Source organism: Ruegeria sp. AD9 (genome assembly GCF_056542305.1).
Map to the genome: position 1 here is coordinate 35,697 of NZ_JBQFZP010000011.1, position 18,751 is coordinate 54,447.

An 18,751-nucleotide genomic window follows, 5' to 3' on the forward strand; every position below is an offset into this window, starting at 1 on the left:
TCAAACTCCCGGGCTGATGATCGGCCCGGGAAACCCGAACCCAACGCGGGACTATCATGGAACAGATACTAGCAAACGGCATCTACCTGGGCGCGCAATATGCGATGATCGCCTTAGGTTTGACGCTGATCTTTGCCCTGATGAACGTACTGAATTTTGCTCATGGACAGATGTACGTTCTCGGCGGCTTTGTGACCTACACCTTCTACGGACAACTTGGCTGGCCTTTCATCCTTGCGCTGCTGGCGTCCTGTATCACTCTGGCCGTGCTTGGGGCGCTGATAGAACGGTTTCTGTTCGCCCCAGTCATACGACGATCGTCGCGCGAAGAAAGCACAATGCTGTTGGCAGCGGGACTGGCGTTTCTGTTTGACGCGGTCATTCTGCTGGTCTTTGGAGAAAAACAGCGCGGTGTGCCCAAGATCGTCAACGGAGTCTTCAACTGGGATTTCAAGTTGATCATGCCATATGACCGTATTTTGATCTGCGTGCTGGCTATCCTGTCGATCGTCACTTTCATCCTGTTTATGCAATATTCCAAAACTGGCCGCGCCCTGCGTGCGCTGGCGCAGGACAGAACCGCTGCCCAACTGATGGGCGTCAATGTTGCCCGGTACTCCATGATTGGGTTTGCCTTGGGCGCGATGCTGGCCGGATTGGTCGGAGGATTGCTGGTGACCATCACAGGCGTCAATCTAGGCATGGGCGGGCCAACCTCGATCAAAGCATTCATGATGGTGATGATCGGCGGTGCAGGCGTGATTTCCGGTGCAATCGCGGGCGGAATTATCCTTGGTTTCATGGAAGCCATCGGTCTGGCTGTCCTGTCTCAATATGGCGATATCACTTACCTGTTGATCTTCGTCTCACTGATGATTTTCCTGGCCATCCGCCCGCAGGGCCTGATGGGCAAACCGTGGGGATAACGCAGTGCCAAAACTATCAATGATTCAATGGGCCGGTGTGGCGGTCTTCCTGCTGGCCATCTTCATCGCGGTTCCCGGCTTTGTCGCCGCGTCCGGACGGTCTGACCTGTACTACACGCTGACATCGGTGGCACTGCTGTCGATCGCCAGTGCCGGTGTCTGGCTTACTTTCTATATCGGCCGCATTAACATCGGGCAGGGCGCTTTTGCCCTGATCGGAGCTTATGTCTCGGCCATTCTGGTGACCAAGGCTGGCATTTCGTTCTGGCTGTCCCTGCCGCTTGCGGGCCTCTTTGCAGCTGGTGTGGCGGTTCTGATCGGTCTGCCGATCCTGCGGCTGCGGGGTGTGTATTTTGCAATGATCTCACTGGTGCTGACACAGGTCGTCACCTTGACTGCGCTGGCCCTGCCCGTCACCAATGGTGCCAAGGGCATCACCTCGATCCCTCTTCCGGGTGGGGTGTCGATCCTTGGTATCCCTCTGATACCCGATTTCGGAACGCTGGAGAACCCAAGGCTGGCCTTCTACTACACGGCCTGCGTTCTGATGGTCCTGACCTTTGCCGCCATGTACCGGCTGGTGAATTCGCGCCTTGGCCACCTTTGTCGCTCGATGCAGCAGAATGAGGAACTGGCCAGCTCCATCGGTGTGAACATCTCGTATATCCGGGTCATCGTCTTTGCCATCTCGTCCTTTCTGGGCGGCATTGGCGGCGCGATGTTCGGATCGATTGCGCAATCGGTTTATCCGTCCAGCTTTCAGGTCGCCGACAGTGTGAACTTCATGCTGAACTGCTTCCTCGGTGGTCTGGGATATGTGTTTGGCCCAATGCTGGGCACGCTGGTTCTGTATTTTGGCTGGGACCTGTTGTTCGAATTGGGTCGCTTCCAACTGCTGGCCTATTCCAGCTTGCTGATCATCCTGATGCTGTTCCTGCCCAACGGGCTGCTCAGCCTGCGTCTGCCCGGCAAGAAAGGAGAGGACAAATGAGCCATCTTCTGGAAATCCGCCACGTCACCAAGAAATTTGGTGGCCTAACCGCGAACAGCAACATTTCGTTCAACGTCAATGAGAACGAGATCCTGTCGGTGATCGGACCGAACGGTGCGGGTAAAAGCACGCTGTTCAAGATGATTTCGTCCTTTCTGCCGACCACGACCGGAGAGGTGCTGTTCAAGGGTGAGAGGATTTCAAACCTGAAACCACACGCAGTGGCGCGCAAAGGCGTTGTCCGTACGTTTCAAGAAACGACGATCTTCAAATCCATGACAGTGCGCGAAAGCATCATCGTCGCGCAGCACTTACGGGCCCGTGCCTCGCTGGCCGGGTATTTCTGGGGCACAAAAACGGCGCATGAGGATGTCGACAGTTTCGGGCAATATGCCGACGATCTAATCGATTTCCTCGGAATGACCGAGATCGCCAACGAACAGGCCTCAAACCTGCCGCAGGGAAACTTGCGGGCGTTGGGGATCGCGATTGGTCTTGCAACCGATCCCAAGGTGTTGCTGCTGGATGAACCCTTCGCCGGGATGAACCACGACGAGACCATGAAAATGGTCAATCTGGTGCGCAAGGTGCGCGATGACCGGGGGGTGACCGTTCTGCTGGTGGAACATGACATGCCGGCGGTGATGAATATCTCGGACCGGATTGTCGTGCTGAACTTCGGTGAGATGATCGCCGAGGGCACACCGGTAGAAATCCAGAACAACGAAAAAGTTATCGAAGCCTATCTGGGCAGCGCCGACGACGAGATTGGGATCTGAGCCATGACCAAGATGTTAGATTTCAAGGATGTCGAGCTTTACTACGATCACGTCTATGCCCTTAAAGGGGTATCAATTGATCTTGAGCAAGGCGAAACAGTTGCTCTGATCGGCGCCAATGGGGCAGGCAAAAGCTCGATCCTGCGGGCGATTACCGGGCTGGCGAAAATCAAATCCGGATCGGTGGCGTTTGAAGGTGAAGATATCGCCGGAACCAACCCGGCCGAGATTGTCTCGAAAGGCATCGCAATGGTTCCAGAAGGGCGGCGCGTCTTCCCGTACATGTCGGTAAAAGACAATCTTCTGATGGGGGCGTTTACCCGCTCAGACAAAGCGGATGTTCAACGCACTCTGGATTCGGTTCTGGAACGGTTTCCGCGTCTGAAAGAGCGCTACAGCCAGTCGGCAGGAACCTTGTCGGGTGGCGAGCAGCAGATGATGGTGATCGGGCGCGCTCTGATGGCTAAGCCACGCCTGCTGTTGCTGGATGAACCGTCGTTGGGAATTGCGCCCAAACTGGTGCAGGACATTGCGCGGTCTATTGTGGCTATCAACCGGGACGAAGGTGTGTCTGTACTGCTGGTGGAACAGAACTCGCGCATGGCGCTGTCGATATCGCACCGTGCCTATGCACTAACCACAGGAAGTGTGGTGATCTCCGGCAATTCCAAAGAGCTTTTGACCGATCCACGTATCAAAGCCGCCTATCTGGGCGGGGAAGTGTGAGTATGTTGTGAAACTGCTGGTCGTCAATCCCAACACTACAAGTTCCATGACCCGTAAGATTGCGAAAGCGGCGCACGCTTGTGCACATCCCGAGACCGAGATCATAGCAGTGAACTCGCAAGATGGCCCGGCCAGTATTCAGGGGTATCTGGATGTTTCGACCTGCGTTCCGGGTCTGCTGGATGTGGTGAAGGCACACCCGGACGTGGACGCCATTGTTGTGGCGTGTTTCGACGACACCGGAGTCGACGCTGTGCGCTGTATAACTTCGGCGCCGGTCATCGGCGTCGGGGAAGCGGCCTACCACGCGGCCTCCATGATAAGCCCAAAATTCAGTGTAATTACAACCTTGTCCCGGTCTCTCGCAGGATTGGAAGCAAATTTGCTGCGCTACGGTTTGGATCGCAGATGTGTTCGGGTTCGGGCATCGGATGTACCGGTTCTGAAGCTTGAGGAAAACGATCCGGCGACCATCGACAAAATAAGGGTCGAAATTCGCGCCGCAATTGAGGAGGATAGAGCGGAAGCAATTGTTTTGGGCTGTGCGGGAATGACCGACCTCATGGCGCACCTATCGGAAGAATTCAAACTACCCGTTGTCGATGGCGTTGCCTGTGCCGTTACCTTTGCCGAAGCTTTGGTCAAAGCCAAGCTCACGACTTCGAAACTTTGTTCCTATTCCTAGGTGCTTGTTCCCAGAGTTTGATGGTGTGATAAATTCTTTGGAATCGGATAGGAGCTTTGGGACCACGTCGTCGCTGGAGCGACTTGTCATGCATGCCGTCGAAGCAGAAATACGGTGGTCGCAGGCTTTCAGCACAATACTGAACTCGGAGCTTGAGTTTAAACCAAAGGCTGTCGCGATTTAGAGTAAGCGGCAGACGGTAGCGACAAGATGCCATCAACCAATTTTATCTTGAGGGAGTATGCGATTGTCGTTGTCTTCCAATGGCAACCACTCTTGCCTTTGGATAACACCCCCGATCAGCTTCGCCCACATTTGCAGAATCCGCTCCACAAGATGCCGTGACTAAGCACCAAACCAATCCTTGTAAGATCGCTGAAAAAGTTCGGCTTGCTCAATACTTTGCGACAGTGCCCAATTTAGGTGCCGGAACCCATCGATCCTTTGCGCGTGGAAAGATCAAAGTCAAAGTCTTCGCTATAATTGGCGCTCATGAACATAACAAACCGGTCGTGGAAATGCCTCGTGTGGACGTGAGCCAGTCTATCAGCCTCCGGCACATCCCTGTCGCGAATAGCGTCAATCATGTCGTAGTGATCCGGGCTCAGAAGATGTTCGGTCGCCGATTCCGCTAGATAATCAAAATGCATGTGCAATATGCGCCGTCCTTCCGAAAGAAGCTGACCATAGGCACGTCCGAGGTAAGGGTTTCTACCTGCTGTGGCGATCACCATGTGAAAGTCGTAGTTCGTCGCCGACATCTCTAGATAGTTGTTTTCGGCGCAGGCGCGATCAAAGGCCTGGGCCTTTTTCGTCATATTCTGGATTTCGTCCTCGGTCCGGTTTTGCGCCGCCAGACGCGTGTTGATCCGCTGTAGAAAATCCAGGGCTTCGACATAGCGGGGAAAGCCTTCAAAGTCGATTGGTGCAACCAGGGTTGAGCGGTTCGACAGCATCACTACCAAACCTTCGGCGGACAACCGAACCAGCGCTTCGCGCACGGGTGAGCGCGACATGGCGAATCGTTCCGACAAGCTGGTTTCATCCAGTGGCGATCCCGGCTTTAGCTCGAGTGTCAGAATCTCCCTCTTGAGTTCGCCATAGACAAACTTCGATCCACGACCCTTTGCGTGCCGTTGAGGAAGTTGCTGTGAATCAACCATTTTTTCTTAGTCCCTAATGAAGTGCCTGGGTCAAGTAGTTCGGCTTCGACTAAGTTTTTATTGACATGTCGCCATCGTGTCGACAGAAATCATGCAGACAAAATGTCGACACAGGGAGGTGAAAATGAAATTTGCCAAGGCTATTGCATCATCAGCGGTGGCGGTTGTTGCTGCGTCTCAGATGGCGCATGCGCAGGTCGCTGAAGACAGCCGTCTGAACACAGTCCTCGAACGCGGTTCGCTTCTGTGTAGCGGCCACAACGGTTCGTTTCTTGGATTTGCCGAGGTTGACGATCAGGGGAACTGGCGCGGTGTGGACATCGATTTGTGCAAGGCACTTGCGGCAGGTCTGTTTGGAACGTCCGAAGGTAACCTTGAGATTGTTCCGATAAGCTGGGCCCAGCGTTGGCCGTCTCTGCAATCCGGTGACATTGACGTTGTCATCAAGGTGTCCGGTTGGACCCAAAGCCGGGACACGGAGCTCAACCTGGCCTATAGCCGCCCGTATTTCATTGGTGCGTTTCAGGCAATGACGCGCACGGATCTCGGCGCCAAGACGATGGCGGATCTGGCCGGAGGGTCCATTTGTGTTGCTGCCGGTACTTCGACCGAGCGCGCCACTGCAACTTATCTCGACACGCATCAGATCGACGCCGAATTGCTGACTTTCGAGAATGGCGACGAACTACGCAATTCCTATTATGAGGGCCGCTGCGACAGTATTATCGAATGGGCGCCCAGCCTTGCCGCAGGGCGTGTCGATGCGCCGGACGGCGCGGATGCTCATGTCATCCTGCCGGATGTGATCGCACTGGAGGCGGAAGGCATCATTGTCCCGGAAGGCGACCCGGATTGGCTGGACGTCCAGAACTGGATGCTGTCCTCGCTGTGGTTCGCCGAAATGGAAGGAATCACGTCGGAGAACATCGACGACATGCGCGCCAACCCGCCTTCAGCGACGGTTGGTACATTTCTGGGAGTAAACCCGGGATATGGTGCGCGCCTGGGTCTGTCGGATGACTGGGCGTACAACATGATCAAAGAGGTCGGCAACTTTGCCGAAATCTACGACCGCAACATCGGATCTGGCTCTCCCTATAACCTGCCGCGTGGGATCAACAATCTCTATAACGCGGGCGGTGTCTTCTATCCGATGATCATCGACTAATACGTCGATGCCTACCGGGCGCAGCCTTTGGATTGCGCCCGGCTCAGGTCAGGTTGCCGCTTGGGGGATAAGCCGATGCAATCACTCATCAAAAGCAGAAAGTTCCGGGATACCGGACTGCAATTCGCATTTGTAGGCGGAATTGCGTCAATGCTGATTGTCATGGTGCTGGTTGGCCGCGCCAATCTCGAGGCGCAGGGAATGACTTCGGGGTTCGGGTTTCTTGAACGGGCCACAGGCTGGCGTATCAGCTTTTCTCTGATCGACTACAGCACGAACTCGACCTATGCGCGGGCAATTCTGGTCGGAATCCTCAATTCCCTGTTCCTTGGCGCTATTGCCCTGCCGATCGCCACGATCATGGGTGTCGCGGTAGGGGTCATGCGGACATCGGGCAACGGAATGGCCGAGCTGGTCGGCACCACATTTGTCGAGCTGTTCCGTAATGCGCCCCTAATCCTGCAGCTGTTGTTCTGGTACACGCTGCTTTTGTCTCTGCCCAGCCCCCGAAATGCAGAACCGATGCTGGGCGGTATCGCCCTGACAGGGCGCGGCATCTATATTCCGGGGCTCAATGTCACTGGTGCTTCTGTTTTTGTCTCCGTTCTGGTCATCGTCGCCGCGTTTGCGGCAGCGCTGTGGCTGGGGGCCAAGCGCTGGCCGGATTTGCATTTGCGAAAAGCCAGTAAGGAGAGAAAACTGCTGTGGTCTGCGGCTCTGGTTGCGGCCATTACAGCGATGTGGCTAGGGCGCATTCCCGAGACGCCCTTGGTAAGTGTTCCCGAAGCAGCCGGTTTGAATTTCCGCGGTGGAATCCGCGTTTCACCGGAACTGATGGCCTGTCTCATTGCCATCGCGATTTACGGCGCAGCCTACATTGCTGAAATCGTTCGGGCCGGCTTCAATGCCATTCCGAAAGGTCAGTCTGAGGCTGGACGCGCCCTAGGTCTGTCCTCGTGGTACATTTTCAGCCGCATCCGCCTTCCGTTGGCCATCCGCATCGTGATGCCAACGCTGATCAACCAGTATGTCTGGCTGTTCAAGGCGACTACGATTGGTATCGCTATCAGCTTCACCGACTTCTTCATGGTGATCAGCACTGCGATCAATCAGTCGGGGCAGACGCTGGAACTGATCGCGATACTGATGGGTGGTTTTCTGATCATCAACTATTCGATGGCCTGGGTTTTGAATCGCGTGAATGATGCGATCAAGCTCAAGGGTACGCAGCTGAGGATCTGAATGATGACCGATCTTTCAATTCCAAACACGCCTGCGTTCGGCAAGATCAAGAAACACTATTTTGCGACCCCACTGAATAGCGCGATCACCGTTCTTCTTGCAGCATTCACCGCCTGGGTTTTGTGGAACCTTTTCAACTGGGCGGTTCTCGAGGCGATCTGGGGCTATGGCAAGAACGAGGAGTGCCGCGCGCACGAGCATGGGGCCTGCTGGTCCTTTGTTGCGACGCGCTGGCGGATCGTGCTGTTCGGCCTCTACCCGTTCGAGGAACAGTGGCGTTCGGCGCTTGCCTGTATCGTCATGCTGGTAGTCGCGATCCTGTCCTGTGTTCCGGTGTTCTGGAATGCAATGCGCCTGCCGATTTTGTGGGTCGTCGGGTTCGGAGCCTTTTACATTCTGATGCGCGGTGGTGTCTTTGGCCTGACACCCGTGGTCGAGCGTGACTGGGGCGGGCTATCCCTGACGGTGTTCATATTTTCCGCCGTCTGCTTGATGGGCATGCCGTTGTCGATTGTTTTTGCCCTGCTGCGTAGGTCTGAACTGCCTTGGATCGCCAAAACCATGGCGCTGGTGATCGACGTCATCCGGTCCTTGCCGCTGCTGTCGATCATGTTCACCTTCGCCATCGTCTTGCCATTCGTGCTGCCGGGCTGGGCGATCGGTGACAAGCTGTACCGCGTGATCGTTGGCTACGCGATATTCTTTGCTTGCTATCAAGCCGAGATCATACGTGGCGGCATGCAGGCTATTCCGGCTGGTCAGGAAGAGGCCGCCAAGGCGCTTGGCATGGGCTACTGGCACCGGATCGGGTACATCGTGCTGCCGCAGGCCTTTCGCAACGCATTGCCGCCGACGATCAACCAGTTCGTCATCACGTTCAAGGAAACCTCGCTGGTCACCATTATCGGCTTCTTCGATATCTTGGCCTCGGGCCGTGCCGCCGCTGGTACCGCCGACTGGAGCTTTGCGACGATCGAAATGTACGTGTTTGTCGGCCTCATCTTCTTTGTCTTCGTGTTCTCACTGTCCCGCTATGGCGCCTATCTGGAACGCCGCATGAGCGTTGGCAGCCGTTGAGGAGGAAATCACATGTCTGAGCAAGCCATCTCGATCCGTGCCATGAACAAGTTCTATGGCGGCTTTCACGCGCTGAAGGACATCGATCTTGACGTTGGTCGGGGTGAGAAAGTGGTCATTTGCGGCCCGTCGGGGTCGGGAAAATCCACCCTGATCCGCTGCATCAACCGGCTTGAAGAACATCAGGCTGGAACCATAGAAGTTAACGGCATTCCGTTGGATGACAATGTCGACAACATCGACGAAATCCGGCGCGAGGCGGGAATGGTATTTCAGAACTTCAATCTGTTCCCGCACATGACCATTCTTGAAAACTGCACGCTGGCTCCGACGCTTGTGCGCAAAAAGTCCCGCGAAGAGGCCGAGCAAATTGCCATGTCCTATCTGGAGCGGGTCAAGATTCCAGAACAGGCGCACAAATATCCCGGCGAGCTTTCGGGTGGCCAGCAGCAGCGCGTGGCCATCGCCCGCGCCCTGTGCATGGCGCCTGAGATCATGCTGTTCGACGAGCCGACTTCGGCGCTGGATCCCGAGATGATTTCCGAGGTGCTGGATGTGATGGTCGGACTGGCCGAGGAGGGCATGACCATGGTCTGCGTGACGCATGAGATGGGATTCGCACGTCAGGTGGCGGATCGGGTGATCTTCATGGCGGAGGGCGAAATCATCGAACAGGGCCCGCCTGGCGAGTTTTTCGAGAACCCAAAAAGCGAACGCACTAAAACCTTTCTTGGTCAGGTCCTCGGTCACTGATCATGGCGATGGATTCTCACGACATATCCACCCACGACGCCGAAGTGGACGCACGCAATGATGCGCTTCTGATCTACGTAAATGGCGAGCTTGTGCCCAAGGAAGAGGCCAGTGTCTCAGTTTATGACAGCGGCTTCATGCTGGGCGACGGTATGTGGGAAGGTTTGCGATTGTATGATGGCGAATGGGCCTTTTTCGACGAACATATGGATCGCCTCTTCAATTCGCTCAAATCGGTCTCGATCGATATCGGCGTGGGCCCCGAGGACATACGGGGCATTCTGGATCAGACGGCAGCGGCCAATGGCATGATCTCCGACGCCCATTGCCGTCTGATGATCACACGCGGTCGCAAGGCGAAACCGTTTCAGCACCCGGGCCTCAGCAGGTTCGGCCCAACGATTGTTGCGATTATTGAACACTCCAGACCCGCTGAGGGTCTGCAATCGCAGGGTATCCGGCTGGTCACCGTGCCGCAGGTCCGGGGGTTGCCGACCAGCCAGGACCCGAAGTTCAATAGCCATTCCAAGCTCAATTGCGTGATCGCCTGTCTTCAGGCGGAGCAGGCCGGCGCGGATGAGGGTCTGATGCTGGACCCGCATGGGTTTGTGAACACCACCAACGCCTGCAATTTCTTTATCGTCCGGCGAGGCGAAGTTTGGACATCGACCGGGGACTACTGCATGAACGGTGTAACCCGCGCCAAGGTCATCTCGCTGTGCCGCCAGAATGACATTCCGGTCTTTGAAAAGAATTTTTCGCTATACGAGGCCTATGGTGCGGATGAGGCGTTTCTGACCGGCACGTTCGGGGCGCAGACGCCTGTAGCCTCAATCGATGGCAAGACGATTGGTGATGAAGGCGGCGCAGGTCCGGTCACTCGGCAAATCCGAGAACTCTACAAAGATCTAGTCGCCAATAACGTGGCAACCCAGAAATCCCAGCGCGGACGATCGTCATGAAACCAAACATCATCCTGTTCATGGTCGACCAATTGACCTCGTTCGTGCTGAATGCCTATGGGGGAACGGTCTGCAAAACGCCGAATATCGACGCGCTTGCCGCGCGCGGCAAGGTTTTTGAGAACGCTTATTGCCCCTATCCCTTATGTGCACCGTCGCGTTTCGGCATGATGGCCGGACGGCTGCCGTCGCGCATCGGGGCCTATGATAATGGGGCCGAATTCACCGCGTCCACACCGACCTTCGCCCACTATCTGCGGCTGAACGGCTACTATACCTGCATCTCGGGCAAGATGCATTTCGTGGGCCCGGACCAGTATCACGGGTTCGAGGAACGGTTGACCACCGAGATTTACCCAGCCGACATGTCCTGGACGCCGGATGCGGATTTCCGCGATTTCAACAAGGATGAAGAACGCGCCTATACTTTTGGCGTCTCGACCATCGACACAGTGCGCGACGCAGGCCCGGTCGCCCGTTCGATGCAGATCGACTATGACGAGGATGTTGTTCACCACGCGGTGCGAGAGCTTTACACCCGAGCCCGCAGCGACGATGACCGCCCGTTCATGATGACGGTTTCACTGACTCATCCGCACGATCCTTATGTGATTACCCGAGACTATTGGGACAGGTACGATGACGCACACATCGACGCGCCACGCGTGCCGCATATCCCAGTCGATCAGCGCGACGCGCACAGCCAATCGCTCTACTACCACTATGGTCAGGACAAGTGCGAACTGAGCGATGCCGATTATCGCAATGCCCGGCGCGGGTATTACGGCATGATCTCATATGTGGATGATCTGTTCGGTCGGCTGATGCAGGCGCTGGAGGACAGTGGCTACGCCGACAACACAGTTGTAATGTTCGCCTCGGATCACGGCGACATGATCGGCGAGCGCGGGATGTGGTTTAAGAAAACCCTGTTCAACCCCGCGATTCAGGTACCGTTGATCATTGCCCATCCCGAACACGCTCCGGGTCGCGTTTCTGCCCCGGTATCGCTGTTGGATATCTTTCCAACCCTCCTCGATATCAGTGGCGTGCCCGCCAAGGATATACGGACACCGCTTGACGGGCGCAGCCTGTTGCCAGCGCTGCGCGGAGAGCCCCAGTGTGGTCCGGTTTTTTCCGAACATATCGACGGCGGCACGTCAGCCCCGCGTGTCTGCATCCGCGACAGTGAGAAAAAACTGATACTCTCGCGCGCCTATCCGCCACAATTCTATGACCTGTCCAACGACCCGCTGGAACAGACAAACATCGCGGGGCAGGGCGATCCTGACGAGGCACGCCTAACCCAACTGGCCGAGGAGACCTGGCCGCTGGACACTTTGCTGGACGACGTCGTGGCCAGCCAGGTGGCCCGCAAGCTGATCGACACTGCACTGTCTACAGGGCGTGAGGAAATTTGGGATTTTACACCGCGTCCCCTGACCCAGAACACCAACTATGTCCGTCGGGGCGACGCGTTTCCAACCGTCGAGCGGCGTGGATACCTCTACTACAACAAATCACAGGACTCTGACCAATGAGCTACAACGTGAAACTCTCTGGCATCATGCCAGCCCTGGTGACGCCGTTTGGCGACGATAGCAAGATCGATTTCGGCGCGTTCGAAAAGCTGCTGTCGCATCTCCGCGAGGCTGGCGTCACAGGTTGGGTCCCAAATGGTTCAACTGGTGAGTACTTCTCGCAGAGTAATGAAGAACGCCGAGCCGTCCTGCAATTCGTCAAAGACTTTGCCAACGACGGCGAAATCCTGATCGCAGGAACAAATGCCCCTGCAACGCGTGAGGTGATCGCGCAAACGGCGATGGCCAAGGAAATCGGCTATGACACCGTGTTGCTTGCGCCGCCATTCTATACACGCCCGACGCAGGACGAACTGATCCGGCATTATGAAACCGTACTGGAGGAGGTGGATGTCAATCTGGTTCTCTACAGCTATCCGGCAAAGGATGGCGCTGATATCAGCTTCGAGCTCATGGATCATTTCGCCGACAATCCACGCGTGATCGGCATCAAGGAGAGTTCGGGCGTGCTGCAACGCGCCGTCGACATTGCCAGCCGGTATGAGGGCAAAATTCAGCTGATCTCAGGTTCGGACGACATTGCTCTAGACTTCATGTTCTGGGGCGCGGACAGCTGGATCTGCGGACCGTCGAACTGCATGGCCCGTGCTTGCTGCGATCTGGACCGTGCCTATCGGGCAGGAGATTTGGTCAAGGCGCGCGAGATGATGAAGAAACTCTATCGCGCCATGAATATCCTGGAATCCGGCAAGTTCGTTCAAAAAATTAAATACGGCTGCGAACTTCAGGGCCTGTCGTTGGGCGAATGTCGCGCACCGTGGGGGCCGCTGACGGATGAAGAAAAGGCAGACATGCGCGCGGCGATGGAGCCAATCCTGAACTGGTAGTCCCACCCAGGGTACGCTTGGCTACATGCCGTTCGCGCCCGGTCGTCCTTCAAGTTTGCGAACTGCGATGCCCCAGACCGAACATCAGTTTGACACAGCCATAATCGGCGCCGGTATCATCGGTGCTGCGCTTGGCCATGAGCTTCAGAAACGGGGACTCAGGGTGGCCCTCATTGATCGTGGGACGCCCGGAAACGGTGCGTCTTTCGGCAATATGGCCTCGATCGCCGTGACCGAATTTATGCCGGTGTCGCGCCCTTCTGTCTGGATGCAAACGCCGCGTTGGCTATTGGACCCCGAAGGACCCATACGCGTGGCTCCGGCTTATGCTCCACGTCTTGTCCCGTGGTTCCTACGGTTCTTCAGGGCTGGTTTGCCATCGCGGCTGCGGCAGTTGGAGGCGAACGGAGCGGCGCTGTGTGAACGTGCATTGCCGGACATGCAGGCCCTGATGGCTGAGATAGGCCTTGCGGATGATGTCAGCGAAACGGGGTGCTTGTCGCTTTATGCCAACGATCAGGAGTTCGAGGCGGATCGCGAGCGGCTGGACATGCTCGACCGGTACGGCTTCGATTATGAAGTGATCGGCGGCAATCGGTTGCGCGAACTGGAGCCAGACATTGCTCCGGTCATTCAAAAAGCGGTCCTGTTGCCGGATAACCGGACTGTTCGAAATCCGTTCGACATCGTGTCCCGGCTTGCTGAGATTATTGCAGCCAGGGGCGGACAGATCGTTCGGGGCGATGTCATCGGGTTTGAGGCAACGGGCGAAGAAAAGACCGTGTGTCTTGGTGACGGCGCTCGTTTGCGTGCGAAACATGTGGTCATCTGTGCTGGGGCTTTTTCGGCCCGTCTGTCCAAAATGCTGGGTGAACCGCTGCCATTGGAGACAGAGCGTGGCTATCACACGCAGATCATGTCTCCGGGGGTCACACTGGGCCATTCGATCATCTGGCCTGCCAAGGCGTTCATGGTGAGCCCGACTGCCGGTGGAATTCGTATTGGCGGAACCGTCGAGATGGCGGGTCTTGAGGCCGCGCCCAATTATAGCCGCGCCAGGATCACTGTCGCGCGGGCACGTCTGGCGCTACCGGGGCTATCTCTTGATGAAACATCCGAATGGATGGGACACCGGCCGGCCTTGCCGGATACGATCCCGGTGATGTCAACCTCAGGCAAGATGCCGGGGGTGTTCTATTCCACGGGACATGGACATCTGGGTCTGACCTATGCTGCGACTGCGGCCCGGTTGATGGGGCAGCTCATTTCCGGAGAGATACCCGATGTCGATCTGCACCCCTATAGGGTCGACCGATTTTAATTTGAAAACAGGAGCGGACCATGACCGAAAAGATATGTCTTATCATTGGCGGTGGGCGCGGAATGGGCGCAGCCACGGCGCGCGAAATGCACGCGCGGGGATACAATCTGGCGCTGATGTCACCATCGGAGTCCTGCGAGTTACTGGCTCAGGAGCTGGGCAGCGTTGCCCACCGAGGTAAGGCCGAAAACGCAGAGGATACGCAGGCGGTCTTTGACCTTGCCATGGCCACCTTTGGGCGCATCGACGCTTGCCTGATCCATGTGGGTGGCCCGCCTAAAGGAGATCTGCTTGAAATCCCGGAAGAGGACTGGGATCGCGCCCATGAGATGGTTCTGAAACCGGTCATCCGCATGGCGAAGCTGCTGGCGCCGGTGATGGAGGCGCAGGGTGGTGGCTCAATCGTCAACATCACAACCTTTTCAGCATTTGAGCCATCTCTGACCTTTCCGACCTCCAGCGTCTACCGCGTTGGTGTCTCCAGCTTTACCAAGCAATTCTCGGACCGGTATGGCCCGGCCAATATCCGCATGAACTGCCTGCTGCCCGGTTTCACCGACAGCCTCGACTTGCCGCATAAATTCGCCGAGATGTCGGCCCTTGGCCGTCTGGCTCGGGCCGAGGAACAGGCCAAAGCGGCTGCGTTTCTGCTGAGTGACGACAGCAGCTACATCACCGGTCAATCTCTGCGCGTCGACGGCGGCGTCACCCGGCATATGTAAAGGAAACCCCATGCGGGACAAACTGTTTATCAACAACGAATGGGTTGCTGCCGCCTCTGGCGAGGTGTTCGACGTGGTGGACCCATCGAACAATGAGGTCGTGCACAAAGTCGCCAAAGGTGATCCAGCCGATGTCGACGCGGCGGTCAAAGCGGCCCGTGCGGCTTTTGACACCGGCCCCTGGCCAAAACTTTGCGGTGCCGAGCGCGCCACTGTTTTGCGCAAGATGGGCGACGAAATCTCTGCGCGCACGGATGAGCTGGCCCGGATGGAGGTGATGGATAACGGCAAACCCCTACCCGAGGCGGTGTGGGATATCGAAGACACGGCCGGAGTCTTTCACTTCTATGCGGATCTGGCGGAACGTCTGGACAATAATGCCGAAGAACAAATTCCTTTGGGCATGGAGGGGTTCACCTCAAAGGCTGTGAAGGAACCTGTTGGGGTGGCGGGTGCGATCATCCCGTGGAATTTTCCGATGCTGATGGCCTCGTGGAAAGTGGCCCCAGCGTTGGCCGCAGGGTGTACGGTTGTGCTTAAACCCTCGGAGATCACACCGCTGACAGCGCTTGAGCTTGGGGATATTGCACTTAAGGCAGGTCTGCCTGCCGGAGCATTGAACATCGTCACCGGTTTCGGCCCGGATGCAGGCGCGCGGCTGGCTGAACACCCGGATGTGGACAAGCTTGCTTTTACCGGATCGGTGCCAACCGGATCGCGCATCATGGCGGCAGCGGCGCAGAATGTGAAAACCATCTCATTGGAACTGGGCGGCAAATCGCCTTTGGTTGTGTTTGCAGATACGCCCATCGAAGAAGCCGTCGAGTGGATCATGTTTGGTATCTTCTGGAACCAGGGTGAGGTGTGCTCGGCCACCTCGCGTGTGCTGGTCGAGGCTCCGATCTATGATGCGGTGATGTCCCGGCTGGTTGAAGAGGCTGGCAAGATCAAGATTGGCCATGGGCTGGAGGATGGCGTGTTGCTAGGCCCGCAGGTCAACAAGGTGCAGCAAGGGAAAATTCTGGCCGCGATCGAGAAGGGCAAGGCCGAGGGTGCCCGGCTGGTCTGTGGCGGTGGCGTTCCAGAAGGCTTTGAGCAGGGCTGCTATGTTGAACCCACTATCTTTGCCGATGCACCGCTGGATGGTTTTGTCTGGAACGAAGAGATATTTGGACCAGTGGTCTGTGTCCGCTCCTTCACCACAGAAACAGAAGCGGTCGCGCTTGCCAACGCATCGGAATTTGGTCTGGCTGCAGCCGTCATGTCCGCCGATACCGACCGCGCTGAGCGTGTTGCCCGGGCCTTTCAGGCTGGCATTGTCTGGATCAACTGCTCGCAACCGACCTTCACTGAAGCGCCTTGGGGCGGATACAAAAAATCGGGCATCGGGCGGGAACTGGGAGTTTGGGGCCTGAACAACTACCTCGAAACCAAACAAATCACGTCTTATGACCGCTCTAAACCCTGGGGTTGGTATATCAAGGAGTAGGGATGCGACTTGGCTTCATCGGAACTGGCGTCATAACCGAAGCGGTGGTGACCGGATTGCTGGCGTCAGATGTTGATGTCACTGCAATCTACGTCACCGAACGCAATCGCACCATCTCGGCGCGGTTGGCAGCGGTGAGTGAAAAGGTGCAGGTCTGCACAGACGCGCAGGCCGTTGTTGATGGGTCCGATCTGGTGTTTCTAGCTATCCGCCCGCAGGACGCGCAGGCGGTGCTATCGTCCTTTCGATTTGCCGAGGGGCAGCATGTTTGCAGCCTGATCGCTACGGTGACCCACGAGGCTCTGCAAGACTGGATCGGCACGTCTGTGCGCCTGTTCCGTGCAATTCCTTTGCCCTCGGTCGCCCATCATCGTGGCGTGACGGTTCTGTTTCCGCATGACCCGGTTGGCGAAGCGCTGTTTGGCCCGCTGGGGGCCGTGGTCAGCGCCCGAACAGTGGAAGAGTTTGATGCCTTCGCCGCTGCAAGCGCTGTGATGGGAACGTATTTTGGTTTTCTGGGTGCTGTCTCAGACTGGATGCAATCCAATGGGATTGGGCGGGTGGATGCGCAACACTATCTGAGCGGAGTTTTTTCCGGATTGGCGCATACGGCAATGGAAGATCGCGACAAACCTTATGAATTGCTGCGGGTCGAACACTCGACGCCCGCAGGACTGAATGCGCAACTGTTCGAGGTTTTTGCAAATGCAGGTGGCCCCGAGGCTTTGAAAGCGGGGCTCGACATCGTATTGCTACGGCTGAGCAATGCGCGCCAAGCGACCGAGGGAGTGGCGGATTGACTCGTTCTCTGCAAGATAAAACCGTTCTGTTGACAGGGGCCACCGGGTCCATTGGCCAGGCTATCGCACGCGAATTGGCAACAGTGGGTGCACGTGTTTTGCTGCACTATCACAGCAACGTGGCCCGTGCCGAGGCGTTGGCAACAGAGATTGGGCAAGGGGCGAGTGCACTTGCCGCTGATCTGTCCGACCCTTTGGGGCCAAATGCGCTGTGGGAAGCCGCCGAAACCCAAGCAGGCCGGATAGATGCGCTAATCAATAACGCGGGCATTCTAACTGCTTCTTCCGTGGATGATCCTTTAGAGTCTTGGCATCGGGTCTGGCATGGTGATCTTCAGGTCAATCTGATGGCCATTGCTGATCTGAGCCGCGCGGCCATTCGGCATTTCCGGGCGCAAGGCGGCGGGCGGATCATCAACATGGCGTCGCGCGCAGGGCAGGGCGGATATCGGGCCGAGGCGATGTCTTATGGCGCGACCAAAGCGGCCCTGATCAACCTGACCCAAAGCATCGCGCGAGGCTTCGGCGCCGACGGGATTACGGCGGTGGCTATTGCGCCGGGATGGGTGCGGTCCGAGATGTCCGAGGATTTCATCCACACGCATGGCGAAGCTGCTGCCCTTTCGGGCATCCCGCTGGGTCAGATGGCCAAGCCGGAGGAAATTGCCGAACTAGTAGCCTTTGTTCTTCGGCCCTCGCAGGCTTCGCTTACAGGTGCGGTTCTGGATATTAATGGCGCAAGTCAGATGAGGTCATGATGCAGCGTTTTGAAGGAAAATCTGTTGTCGTCACCGGTGGAGCAGGGGGTATTGGCACCGCGATCTGTCAGCGGTTTGCAGATGAAGGGGCTTTGGTTTGTGTCGCCGATGCAAATTTGACCAGGGCGGAAACCGTCGCCGGGAACATACGGGCGGCTGGAGGTCAGGCGGAAGCCCAAGCGTTTGACCTAACCGATCCTGCAAAGATTCGGGGCTTTGTCCGGGACTGGACTTGCGCAGGGCGCAGGATAGACGTGTTGTGCAACAATGCCGGGCTGATGCGGCGGGGCGCTTTGATGGAACTGTCTGCTGAAGACTGGCAACAAACCTTCGCCGTCAATGTCGATGCACTATTTCATGTGTGTCAGGCCGTCATCCCGGTGATGCAGGGTCAGGGTGGTGGGGCTATCGTCAATACGGCATCGCAATGGGGGATTCACCCGGCGCCAGGCCACATCGCCTATAACACTGCCAAGGCGGCTGTTGTTGCTTTCACCCAGAACCTTGCTCGCGACTATGCGCCGGACAATATTCGCGTGAATGGCGTAGCCCCGGGCGAAGTCCGGACGCCGATGCTGGAAAGCAATCTGGCACGCTCAGGACGCAGTCTTGCCGATCTGAATGCACTTGTGCCGTTTGGCCGGATTGGAGAGCCAGATGAGATTGCCGCCCTCATCGCTTTTCTGGCCTCGGACGAGGCGCAATATCTCTGTGGCTCGGTGGTGGAAATCACCGGTGCGCAGGCTGTGGCTTAGAAAACG

General features: G+C 56.9%; 19 protein-coding genes. 18 read left to right on the forward strand and 1 reads right to left on the reverse strand.

Annotated elements, in window-relative coordinates; translation table 11 throughout:
• Positions 1-56 precede the first annotated feature (56 nt).
• The 5 genes from ACR0AM_RS15325 to ACR0AM_RS15345 are packed head-to-tail and all read left to right on the forward strand — an operon-like array spanning position 57 to position 4,107.
• On the forward strand, positions 57-926 hold the full coding sequence (locus ACR0AM_RS15325) for a branched-chain amino acid ABC transporter permease (protein ID WP_480483595.1): 870 nt from the start codon (positions 57-59) through the stop codon (positions 924-926).
• A gap of 19 nt (positions 927-945) precedes the next feature.
• Positions 946-1,917, forward strand: coding sequence for a branched-chain amino acid ABC transporter permease (locus ACR0AM_RS15330; protein WP_480546035.1), 972 nt, complete (start codon positions 946-948; stop codon positions 1,915-1,917).
• Positions 1,914-2,696, forward strand: a complete 783-nt coding sequence (locus ACR0AM_RS15335) for an ABC transporter ATP-binding protein (RefSeq protein WP_480623374.1) — start codon at positions 1,914-1,916, stop codon at positions 2,694-2,696. Before ACR0AM_RS15330 ends, ACR0AM_RS15335 begins: the two co-directional genes overlap by 4 nt.
• A 3-nt stretch (positions 2,697-2,699) precedes the next feature.
• Positions 2,700-3,422 carry an ABC transporter ATP-binding protein gene (locus ACR0AM_RS15340; RefSeq protein ID WP_480623375.1) on the forward strand — a complete coding sequence of 241 codons (723 nt, stop codon included), beginning with the start codon at positions 2,700-2,702 and terminating at the stop codon, positions 3,420-3,422.
• Between the two features lie 7 nt (positions 3,423-3,429).
• Positions 3,430-4,107 (forward strand): aspartate/glutamate racemase family protein, encoded by a 678-nt coding sequence (locus tag ACR0AM_RS15345; protein ID WP_480477880.1) that lies wholly within the window; start codon positions 3,430-3,432, stop codon positions 4,105-4,107.
• A 419-nt stretch (positions 4,108-4,526) separates the two neighbouring features.
• Here ACR0AM_RS15345 and ACR0AM_RS15350 read toward each other — a convergent pair whose 3' ends face one another.
• A complete protein-coding gene (locus tag ACR0AM_RS15350; protein ID WP_480623376.1) occupies positions 4,527-5,270 on the reverse strand; it encodes a GntR family transcriptional regulator in 744 nt (247 codons plus the stop codon).
• Positions 5,271-5,394: 124 nt separating this feature from the next.
• Between ACR0AM_RS15350 and ACR0AM_RS15355 the strand changes: the two genes are divergently transcribed.
• From ACR0AM_RS15355 to ACR0AM_RS15415, 13 genes are all read left to right on the forward strand, one after another.
• The gene (locus ACR0AM_RS15355; protein WP_480623377.1) at positions 5,395-6,438 is read left to right on the forward strand and encodes a transporter substrate-binding domain-containing protein; all 1,044 of its coding nucleotides are present in this window, start codon (positions 5,395-5,397) and stop codon (positions 6,436-6,438) included.
• A gap of 75 nt (positions 6,439-6,513) precedes the next feature.
• The gene (locus ACR0AM_RS15360) at positions 6,514-7,680 is read left to right on the forward strand and encodes an amino acid ABC transporter permease (RefSeq protein ID WP_480477874.1); all 1,167 of its coding nucleotides are present in this window, start codon (positions 6,514-6,516) and stop codon (positions 7,678-7,680) included.
• A gap of 3 nt (positions 7,681-7,683) precedes the next feature.
• Positions 7,684-8,757: an amino acid ABC transporter permease gene (locus tag ACR0AM_RS15365; protein ID WP_480623378.1), complete on the forward strand. Its 1,074-nt coding sequence runs from the start codon at positions 7,684-7,686 to the stop codon at positions 8,755-8,757.
• A 12-nt stretch (positions 8,758-8,769) separates the two neighbouring features.
• Positions 8,770-9,510: an amino acid ABC transporter ATP-binding protein gene (locus tag ACR0AM_RS15370; protein ID WP_480623379.1), complete on the forward strand. Its 741-nt coding sequence runs from the start codon at positions 8,770-8,772 to the stop codon at positions 9,508-9,510.
• Positions 9,511-9,518: 8 nt separating this feature from the next.
• Positions 9,519-10,472, forward strand: a complete 954-nt coding sequence (locus ACR0AM_RS15375; protein ID WP_480623431.1) for an aminotransferase class IV — start codon at positions 9,519-9,521, stop codon at positions 10,470-10,472.
• Positions 10,469-12,013, forward strand: a complete 1,545-nt coding sequence (gene betC, locus ACR0AM_RS15380; protein WP_480623380.1) for a choline-sulfatase — start codon at positions 10,469-10,471, stop codon at positions 12,011-12,013. The genes ACR0AM_RS15375 and betC overlap by 4 nt, the downstream gene beginning before the upstream one ends.
• Positions 12,010-12,900 carry a dihydrodipicolinate synthase family protein gene (locus ACR0AM_RS15385; protein WP_480623381.1) on the forward strand — a complete coding sequence of 297 codons (891 nt, stop codon included), beginning with the start codon at positions 12,010-12,012 and terminating at the stop codon, positions 12,898-12,900. The genes betC and ACR0AM_RS15385 overlap by 4 nt, the downstream gene beginning before the upstream one ends.
• Before the next feature lie 67 nt (positions 12,901-12,967).
• The gene (locus tag ACR0AM_RS15390) at positions 12,968-14,221 is read left to right on the forward strand and encodes an NAD(P)/FAD-dependent oxidoreductase (RefSeq protein WP_480623382.1); all 1,254 of its coding nucleotides are present in this window, start codon (positions 12,968-12,970) and stop codon (positions 14,219-14,221) included.
• A 20-nt stretch (positions 14,222-14,241) separates the two neighbouring features.
• Positions 14,242-14,943, forward strand: a complete 702-nt coding sequence (locus ACR0AM_RS15395) for an SDR family oxidoreductase (protein WP_480623383.1) — start codon at positions 14,242-14,244, stop codon at positions 14,941-14,943.
• Positions 14,944-14,953: 10 nt separating this feature from the next.
• Positions 14,954-16,432 carry an aldehyde dehydrogenase family protein gene (locus ACR0AM_RS15400; protein WP_480623384.1) on the forward strand — a complete coding sequence of 493 codons (1,479 nt, stop codon included), beginning with the start codon at positions 14,954-14,956 and terminating at the stop codon, positions 16,430-16,432.
• 2 nt (positions 16,433-16,434) lie between these two features.
• Complete coding sequence (locus tag ACR0AM_RS15405; RefSeq protein WP_480623385.1) at positions 16,435-17,232, forward strand: pyrroline-5-carboxylate reductase; 798 nt, start codon at positions 16,435-16,437, stop codon at positions 17,230-17,232.
• Positions 17,229-17,990 carry an SDR family NAD(P)-dependent oxidoreductase gene (locus ACR0AM_RS15410; RefSeq protein ID WP_480623386.1) on the forward strand — a complete coding sequence of 254 codons (762 nt, stop codon included), beginning with the start codon at positions 17,229-17,231 and terminating at the stop codon, positions 17,988-17,990. Before ACR0AM_RS15405 ends, ACR0AM_RS15410 begins: the two co-directional genes overlap by 4 nt.
• Positions 17,990-18,745: an SDR family NAD(P)-dependent oxidoreductase gene (locus ACR0AM_RS15415; protein WP_480477854.1), complete on the forward strand. Its 756-nt coding sequence runs from the start codon at positions 17,990-17,992 to the stop codon at positions 18,743-18,745. Before ACR0AM_RS15410 ends, ACR0AM_RS15415 begins: the two co-directional genes overlap by 1 nt.
• Positions 18,746-18,751: the final 6 nt, after the last annotated feature.

What these genes read in the sequence shown, in the direction of transcription:
- betC (WP_480623380.1), top strand. Translation starts at nt 10,469, where the DNA reads ATGAAACCAAACATCATCCTGTTCATGGTCGACCAATTGACCTCGTTC.
- ACR0AM_RS15355 (WP_480623377.1), top strand. Translation starts at nt 5,395, where the DNA reads ATGAAATTTGCCAAGGCTATTGCATCATCAGCGGTGGCGGTTGTTGCT.
- ACR0AM_RS15350 (WP_480623376.1), bottom strand. Translation starts at nt 5,270, where the DNA reads ATGGTTGATTCACAGCAACTTCCTCAACGGCACGCAAAGGGTCGTGGA.
- ACR0AM_RS15405 (WP_480623385.1), top strand. Translation starts at nt 16,435, where the DNA reads ATGCGACTTGGCTTCATCGGAACTGGCGTCATAACCGAAGCGGTGGTG.
- ACR0AM_RS15375 (WP_480623431.1), top strand. Translation starts at nt 9,519, where the DNA reads ATGGATTCTCACGACATATCCACCCACGACGCCGAAGTGGACGCACGC.
- ACR0AM_RS15335 (WP_480623374.1), top strand. Translation starts at nt 1,914, where the DNA reads ATGAGCCATCTTCTGGAAATCCGCCACGTCACCAAGAAATTTGGTGGC.
- ACR0AM_RS15415 (WP_480477854.1), top strand. Translation starts at nt 17,990, where the DNA reads ATGCAGCGTTTTGAAGGAAAATCTGTTGTCGTCACCGGTGGAGCAGGG.
- ACR0AM_RS15400 (WP_480623384.1), top strand. Translation starts at nt 14,954, where the DNA reads ATGCGGGACAAACTGTTTATCAACAACGAATGGGTTGCTGCCGCCTCT.
- ACR0AM_RS15325 (WP_480483595.1), top strand. Translation starts at nt 57, where the DNA reads ATGGAACAGATACTAGCAAACGGCATCTACCTGGGCGCGCAATATGCG.
- ACR0AM_RS15370 (WP_480623379.1), top strand. Translation starts at nt 8,770, where the DNA reads ATGTCTGAGCAAGCCATCTCGATCCGTGCCATGAACAAGTTCTATGGC.
- ACR0AM_RS15390 (WP_480623382.1), top strand. Translation starts at nt 12,968, where the DNA reads ATGCCCCAGACCGAACATCAGTTTGACACAGCCATAATCGGCGCCGGT.
- ACR0AM_RS15365 (WP_480623378.1), top strand. Translation starts at nt 7,684, where the DNA reads ATGACCGATCTTTCAATTCCAAACACGCCTGCGTTCGGCAAGATCAAG.
- ACR0AM_RS15395 (WP_480623383.1), top strand. Translation starts at nt 14,242, where the DNA reads ATGACCGAAAAGATATGTCTTATCATTGGCGGTGGGCGCGGAATGGGC.
- ACR0AM_RS15360 (WP_480477874.1), top strand. Translation starts at nt 6,514, where the DNA reads ATGCAATCACTCATCAAAAGCAGAAAGTTCCGGGATACCGGACTGCAA.
- ACR0AM_RS15330 (WP_480546035.1), top strand. Translation starts at nt 946, where the DNA reads ATGATTCAATGGGCCGGTGTGGCGGTCTTCCTGCTGGCCATCTTCATC.
- ACR0AM_RS15385 (WP_480623381.1), top strand. Translation starts at nt 12,010, where the DNA reads ATGAGCTACAACGTGAAACTCTCTGGCATCATGCCAGCCCTGGTGACG.
- ACR0AM_RS15340 (WP_480623375.1), top strand. Translation starts at nt 2,700, where the DNA reads ATGACCAAGATGTTAGATTTCAAGGATGTCGAGCTTTACTACGATCAC.